Origin of the sequence: Magnetospirillum sp. WYHS-4, from assembly GCA_039908345.1 — a bacterium.
GTDB lineage: Bacteria > Pseudomonadota > Alphaproteobacteria > Rhodospirillales > GLO-3 > JAMOBD01.
This window is the reverse complement of the sequence record JAMOBD010000099.1, coordinates 1-6,472: the sequence shown is the minus strand read 5'-3', so window position 1 is coordinate 6,472 and position 6,472 is coordinate 1. Positions and strand designations below refer to the sequence as shown.

Sequence of the window (6,472 nt, the reverse complement as noted above, 5' to 3'; positions counted from 1 at the left end):
GGCTGATCGCGACGGAAGAAGGTGCCGATACCAGTACGCGGGTGTCGGAGAACTTGCTGGAGGTGCGGACGATGTTGGCGACACGGATGGACGAGTGGAAGCAGGAATGGAAGCGGCAGTGGCTCCATGAGGGCCGTCAGGAAGGCCGTCAGGAAGGCCGTCAGGAAGGCGAGGTTGTTGTTCTCATTCGCCTGCTTGAACGCCGGTTCGGCGACTTACCGGATTGGGCTCGCGACAAAATCTCCTCTGCCGACACCGCCGACCTGGAAGAGTGGAGCCTCAGGGTCCTTGATGCCAAAGCCCTGGACGAGGTATTCCGCTGAGTCCCGAAAGTCGTGTCCCCGAGGGGCGAATTCGAAACCGCAATCGCCACCCGGCAAGTTCACGACAAATTCTCCGCTGTCATCCGAATCAGATGGGCTGTTGATCTGGAGAACCGGTAGCGCGTTGATTTTTCAGGGACGGGGTTTGACGCCAGCTTTTCCCGCCCGTCGTTCCACCCACAAACCCGTCTCCGAACGTTCCGCCACGGCAACAGAGAAGGTTGGATGCCAGCCTCCTTCCCTCCGCCATCCCACCCGAAGGAGACTGGGATCGAACTTTCTCCGGCGGGATTTCGATCATGCCGCTTGGTTGCGGCAGATGGGGGATGGGATGGTCCCGGCCTTTTTATGCAAGGCGAAAATTGGCGCGCAGGTCGGGCAACGATCCGATGTCGCACACCTCGCGCAGTTTGGCGTCGTGGGCTTGACGCCGGGGTGAAGGGCGAGCCGTCTTACGTGGGTCAAGTCCTCGGAAAGCAGATCAACGGATATGTTCGGAAGCAGCCTACAGGGACTGGCTCTTCCCGACGCGCGAACATGCAGTGCCAGGGTCCCGCCCGCGCATCCGTTCTTTGGGCGGAAAAACACCATGGGACGCCCGAGATCGGCCATCAGGTCCAGCGGTCTCCGGTTTCCATCTACGGTTGGAATCATCCGGGAATAGACGTGATGCTCAATGCCCTCTCGGCGCAGCATCTCCTCCATCACGGTGACCTCGTGCGCATTGGGCTTGGCGACGATCACCGAAACCCGAAGGTGGAGACCGTTGGCCAGGGCGTTGTCCAGGCCATGGATCACGGTCCCGAAGGTACCCGGTGCCGTTCCTGTCATGGCGGTGTAGGAATGTCCAGAGGATGCATCACCGCTATTCGAGGTAGTCCGGCTTCACCGTTTCCCGAAGCGAATTTTCAGGGAAATTTTTTCCGATCCATGAATCCCAGAACAGAAAAACCGGCTTCACGATTTCATCAAACCTTTTCCCATCGTATTGCCCGTCTATAGAATTGTACGTCAAGTAATCATTCTCCGAAGTCCACGCCGTGGTTGCCGTCGTAATCGTGCGCTGATTAGTATTGCGCGTTAAGATTCTGTGTCGAGCCGCATCGGCGACGTCTCTGATGGGCCGGATAGCATCGCACTCCCCTATCATCTTGGTCATGAAGTCTTTAATCTACCTGGAATAACATGGGATATTGCCATCTTTATCTTTTCGATATACACACGTCCATTCGATGAGGTCCGTCAGCGCATGCGCGGCACACTTGGCCTTCCATTCGCATCCCGGGTCTTCGAGAAATGCCTTCACTGGTGGCCTGACCAAGGTCTTAAAATGCTGACGAGGCGATAAAAGTCCGCTACCTTGGGTCATGGGGTCAGTGGCTCCAGCAACAGACGAGAGCCGTGACCTCGTCGCCGACGAAGCGGAGCGGAAAACCGGACTTTTCCCAAATTCGTCGAGAGGCGGGTTCCGATGCGGGAACCGTCCCGGATACGGCTTCCAACCCTTGATCGCGGGCCAGGACAAGGAGCCGCGCCAGGGCTAGGGTTCCGTATCCCCGGTTCTGGTATCGGCTTCCCAGGAAGTAACCCGTTCGACCGGTACGGTTCCGGGGATCGACGTGACTGAGCGAGATCGAGCCGATGACGAGACGATCATCGAGAACGATCCCGTAGAACGACGCATTCCTCTCCAGGCACCATTTTCGGGCGGCGGACAAGACACCTCCGGCGGTTTCCGGAGGGTGTCCATCTTTCCGCCGGACGCCCGGCGGAAGTGTCTCGTCACCGTTCAACAGCTCGGCCAATTGGGCGGCATGGCGAAGAGCGGTTCCCGAGTCCGCGACCGGATCGGGAGCAAGGAGAATGAGTTCGACAGACAGAGGATCAGCCATCATGGCGATGAGGGACCCATGGAAGAGGTTTCTACTCTTATCACGAAAACCGTACTGGCGCCATGGATGCAAACATGCCGGGCCCTTGGGAAATTTCGATGCCAGGTTTCTCCGCTTGGCTGGCTATCCGAAAAACCATCTCCGATCGTTCCGCAGCCGGCACGGAGAAGGTTGGACGCCGGTTCCCTTCGGGCCGCCAATTTCCATTTCATAACAGTCTCTTAACGGCATCTGGCGCCCCGAAAACCCCAGGTTCCGCGCGCCTCCGGGCGGCAAGCTGTTGACCGCCGCAGCACCGCTTCTCCTCGAATTTCCTCTCTCTCGGCCTATTCTCTCCGAACCTGTTGACTGGGCCAATTTGGTACGGCTTTGCAGATGGCTGATTTTCCACGTGAATTCCAGCCCTCTGTGCTGGGGGAGTTGAAGGTCCGGCCGCACGGGAATAACCTCGTGACCGCAAGGTTTCGAGAAAGGGCGAGATTTGTGCGGCCAGAATTCCGTCCGGAACCGTCTGAACACGCTTGTAGAAACATGTCGTTGTCATAGTCGTCCTCCCTTGCAGAGGCCCCCATGGCCCCCGTGAAGGACAAAATTATGCGGAGCAAGCACCCCGACTGTCGCTAAACTTCCCAGGCAGTATCAACGGATTTCTCAACAGGCATCGCCGCAACTCGACATAATTCCGCGCTCTGCATAACGTCGTGGAAAACGACGTCGAGCACCCAGTGGAGGTTGTTCTCGACCTGCCAGTGGGTGCGGGCAGCGCGGGCGAGGAGGACGGCGTCGGCGGGCAGGGACGAGATGTAGCAGTGGGAGGTGACGACGGTCTTTCCGCCCCGCTGAACGGGGACACAGTTACTTGCAGTAACCGGGATATGGTGGGATGGGACGGGATATGGTGGGACGGGCCCTGAGAATCCGCCGGGTTGAGGCCAGGGGAGGCGGCCAACAAGACGGCCCGGCGCGGTGTCTGCAGTAGCTGCGCAAAAACGGCCGCCGGGACAGGCGATGTTGCAGTGACTACTCGCCGTTGACGTCGAGGACCATGAGAACCTCCGACCGCCGCTTGAGGGCGAGGCGGTCGTGCCCGCAGGTGACCGCCTTCTCGCCCTCCACCGGGAGAGGTCCGACGGCGGCCGCCAGCTCCCTCGCGGCCGCGTCGCAGCGATAGGCGAGCATGGCGATGGCCTCCCGCATGAAGGCGGAGGATTGGGCCCGGTTCTCGGGACGCCAGTCGCCTTGGAGCACGGCGGCAAGGATGACCTGGTCGAACTGGCCGAACTGGCCGCCCCTGGACGCTATGACCGTGGCGTCCTGTCGGCGCGTCTTGGAAGCCCATTCCCAGCATTCGCCCTTGGAATCCTGACACTTGACCCGCTTGCCCCCGAACTGGGCCTCCAGCTGGCCGATGAACATGGAGGGCGGATAGGCCTCCCCCTCCCCCGCCGCCGCCGCCGCGCCCGAGAAGGCCAGCAGACCGGCCAGAAAGGCTGCCGCGAGGGCTCGGCCGGACCGGAAGGGCGGCAGGCGGTCCAGCGCGGACAGCAGCTGGCGGCGGGGCGCCAGCGCCTGGCCGAAGGGGCGAGAGGCGCCGGAAATCGAGCGAGTAACGGTTGATACACCATCTGCCGCCGCGTTTTTTTTCGAGGGGCGCCCCGCAGGTGCCCCCGAAAACGATGGTCACCGGGCCGTTGAACACGGCCAGAGGCGCGGCTTGCGGCCGGCCGTCGTCGTTGGCGCCGGCGGCGGCGCGAATCGCGCTGGCGAAGCGGTTGCGGAACATGGTCGATCCCCCCGGATCTAGGATGCTGCCTTGAAGAGGTAGGCGAGCCGGCCGGCCTCGGCCTTGCCCCCCGAACTCTCCTTTTCCTCCAACATCATGCCATAGCCAAGTCCGATAAGTCGAGCCTTGCGCTCCGGGCTCCAGGAAAGGCCGCGCTCGGCGCGGAAGCGCTCCAGTTCCTCGATGACCATCTCCAGCAGCGGCAGGTCGAGCGGCACGGCGCCAAGGGCCGGATCGGCGGAGCCGCGCTCCGCCAGCACCCGCTCGACCTGGCGTTCGATCATGCCGATGCTGGTGAGGCCGGCCCAATCGTGGCGCTTCCTGAGCCAGTCGACGTCGCCGATGGACCAGTGGCGGATTTCGAGCCGGCCATGGTCGTTGTCGAGGGTTTCATGGAAGAAGGCCTGGGCATCCCTGAAGCCGGACAGCCCCTGGTCAGGCTGGCGACCGCCGATATCGACTACCAGGCCGGTCAGGCGGCCCGCAACGTCGAGGCCCTGACCTGGCAGGTCGAGCAGCAGGGCATGCATGCCCGCTTCCGGGAACAGCGGCAGGTACTGGAACGCCAGCTTGCCACCGCCCGGACGGAACTGGACGGCCTTCGCATCGAGCAGGGGCGCGGCACCCTGACGGCCGCCATGGCCGGCCGGGTCAAGGACATGGCCGAGGGCCTGCGGTCCGGTCGCTGGGTGGCGGCCGACGACCTGCTGGCTATCGTGGTCTCGGACACCGGTACCCGCATGGACGCCTACCTGCCCGAGGCCGACCTGAAGGAGGTGGCGGCCGGTTCCAGGGGGACCTTCGTGCCCGACGATCCCGACCTGCCCTCCCTGGCGGTGACCGTCACGGCCATCGACCAGGCCGCCGCGCGGTCGCTGGCCGATCCGGCCTTCGCCTCGACGTTCGGCGGCGCCGTCGCGGTGGCCGGCGAAGGCCAGGACAAGACTCTGGTCCCCCGCGATACCGTCTACAAGGTCGCCCTCGGGGCGGAGGAGGCTCCGTACCCTTTCCGCAGCGTGCGTGGCCGCGTCCTCCTCGATGGGCCGGCCCGCAGCCTCGCCACCCGCCTCTGGCGTGCCACCCTCGCCGTCCTGATCCGCGAGAGCGGGTTTTGACTTCCGGTTTTCCCTGCCTCGGGAAAATCTGCTATAGTCCAACCCGTAACGCATGGTCCGGAGAAGCGTCGGCATGGCACAAGCGGCACTGAAACAGCCATCCCACATGACGGTGGAAGAGTTCCTGGCCTGGGACGACGGCACCGACACCCGCTACGAACTGGTGGGTGGTGAGGTCTTCGCCATGGCTCCGCCTACGGCCTCCCATGGAACTGTGGCGGCAAATCTTGCCATTACCGTTGGAGGGCGGCTTCGTCGGCCATGTCGAATCATTTCCGAGGCAGGAATCTTGCTGCCGGCAAATGTGGACACTTATTATCAAGCTGACCTGATGATAACCTGCGCTGCTCCAACTCCGGGAGAGCGGATCGCATCGAATCCTTTGGTTATTCTCGAAGTTCTTTCCCCATCGACCAGCACCTACGACAGGGGAGCGAAGCTTCCGGACTATCGCTCCATTCCTTCGGTTCAGGAAATCGTGTTGATTTCATCAACCGCGATGCGAGCCGAGATTTGGCACCGTACATCGGAGGGGTGGGCCGTCTCCGATGCAAACGGAAGCGAAGCCATCTTACGCCTTACGTCGGTTGATATCGAGGTCCCCTTGGAGGCGGTCTATGAGGGCGTGGCGTTTGAGACGGAGATGAAGGCCGGCTGATTTTGGAATGCCGTTGCCCGCCGGCAGGGATGCGGAAATTCTCCGTCCGGTGGCTGCGATGGAAGTGGTCGGACGAATGAGACTGGAGAAACCGCCAACAGCTTGATTTCCAATGGCTGCTGTTTGCTGCCGGTCGCTTTCGCCCATCCGTCCTTCCAGAAAATTCGTCTCCGAACGTTCCGCCCCCGGCACGGAGAAGGTTGGACGCGGGTCTCCTTCCCTCCGCCAATTTTCTTTCGGAAGCAGTTCTCCGCCTTCAGGCGCTACGGTGAAACCCTGGCGTTCTGTGCCATTTCAGCGGCAAAGCCGTTGAGGCGCGACTGAAGCGCGACACCGAGATTTGGACTCCGGGACAGCCGAAGTTGGAGCACAGCGGTTTCGCGTAGCGGTAGTTTTCGCTTCGCGCGCGTGAGGCCGCGTTTCGCTTCCTATGGCACCCCCAAGGCAAAGCCGAGATAGGAGGCGAGCGTCACGTCGTCGCCTTGGGTGTCGGTGCGCACCCGCGCGCCCTTCGGGAGGTTGTCGAAGGTGACATTGACCTGGCCGTTGGCGCCGGGGGAACCCGAGGGGCCGGGGGCGCCAGAGGGGCCGGCCATCATCTCCCGCCAGCCTGCCGGCAGGGCCGGGTTGGCCTTTTGCTCGGCTTCCTTCTCGGCCGCCGTCTTGACGCCACGGGACTTGCGCCCGTCGCTGAACAGACG

The 6,472-nt window shown here is 62.5% G+C and carries 7 protein-coding genes; 3 read left to right on the top strand and 4 right to left on the bottom strand.

The window, feature by feature from the left end:
• Positions 1-323: DUF4351 domain-containing protein (locus H7841_17470; protein MEO5338653.1), on the top strand; the 323-nt coding region annotated here is incomplete at its 5' end.
• An 865-nt stretch (positions 324-1,188) separates the two neighbouring features.
• On the opposite strand, the gene H7841_17465 is transcribed toward H7841_17470, so the two are convergent.
• From H7841_17465 to H7841_17455, 3 genes are all read right to left on the bottom strand, one after another.
• Complete coding sequence (locus H7841_17465) at positions 1,189-1,482, bottom strand: hypothetical protein (protein MEO5338652.1); 294 nt, start codon at positions 1,480-1,482, stop codon at positions 1,189-1,191.
• 1,753 nt (positions 1,483-3,235) lie between these two features.
• Positions 3,236-3,631, bottom strand: coding sequence for a hypothetical protein (locus H7841_17460; GenBank protein MEO5338651.1), 396 nt, complete (start codon positions 3,629-3,631; stop codon positions 3,236-3,238).
• Positions 3,632-4,015: 384 nt separating this feature from the next.
• Positions 4,016-4,528 (bottom strand): hypothetical protein, encoded by a 513-nt coding sequence (locus H7841_17455; GenBank protein MEO5338650.1) that lies wholly within the window; start codon positions 4,526-4,528, stop codon positions 4,016-4,018.
• Between H7841_17455 and H7841_17450 the strand changes: the two genes are divergently transcribed.
• On the top strand, positions 4,523-5,113 hold the full coding sequence (locus H7841_17450; protein ID MEO5338649.1) for an HlyD family secretion protein: 591 nt from the start codon (positions 4,523-4,525) through the stop codon (positions 5,111-5,113). The genes H7841_17455 and H7841_17450 overlap by 6 nt on opposite strands.
• A gap of 73 nt (positions 5,114-5,186) precedes the next feature.
• The gene (locus tag H7841_17445; protein MEO5338648.1) at positions 5,187-5,771 is read left to right on the top strand and encodes a Uma2 family endonuclease; all 585 of its coding nucleotides are present in this window, start codon (positions 5,187-5,189) and stop codon (positions 5,769-5,771) included.
• 428 nt (positions 5,772-6,199) lie between these two features.
• Here H7841_17445 and H7841_17440 read toward each other — a convergent pair.
• The coding region (locus tag H7841_17440; GenBank protein MEO5338647.1) for a hypothetical protein at positions 6,200-6,472 on the bottom strand (273 nt) is incomplete at its 5' end.

What these genes read in the sequence shown, in the direction of transcription:
- H7841_17465 (MEO5338652.1), bottom strand. Translation starts at nt 1,482, where the DNA reads ATGACCAAGATGATAGGGGAGTGCGATGCTATCCGGCCCATCAGAGAC.
- H7841_17460 (MEO5338651.1), bottom strand. Translation starts at nt 3,631, where the DNA reads ATGTTCATCGGCCAGCTGGAGGCCCAGTTCGGGGGCAAGCGGGTCAAG.
- H7841_17450 (MEO5338649.1), top strand. Translation starts at nt 4,523, where the DNA reads ATGCATGCCCGCTTCCGGGAACAGCGGCAGGTACTGGAACGCCAGCTT.
- H7841_17455 (MEO5338650.1), bottom strand. Translation starts at nt 4,528, where the DNA reads ATGCATGCCCTGCTGCTCGACCTGCCAGGTCAGGGCCTCGACGTTGCG.
- H7841_17445 (MEO5338648.1), top strand. Translation starts at nt 5,187, where the DNA reads ATGGCACAAGCGGCACTGAAACAGCCATCCCACATGACGGTGGAAGAG.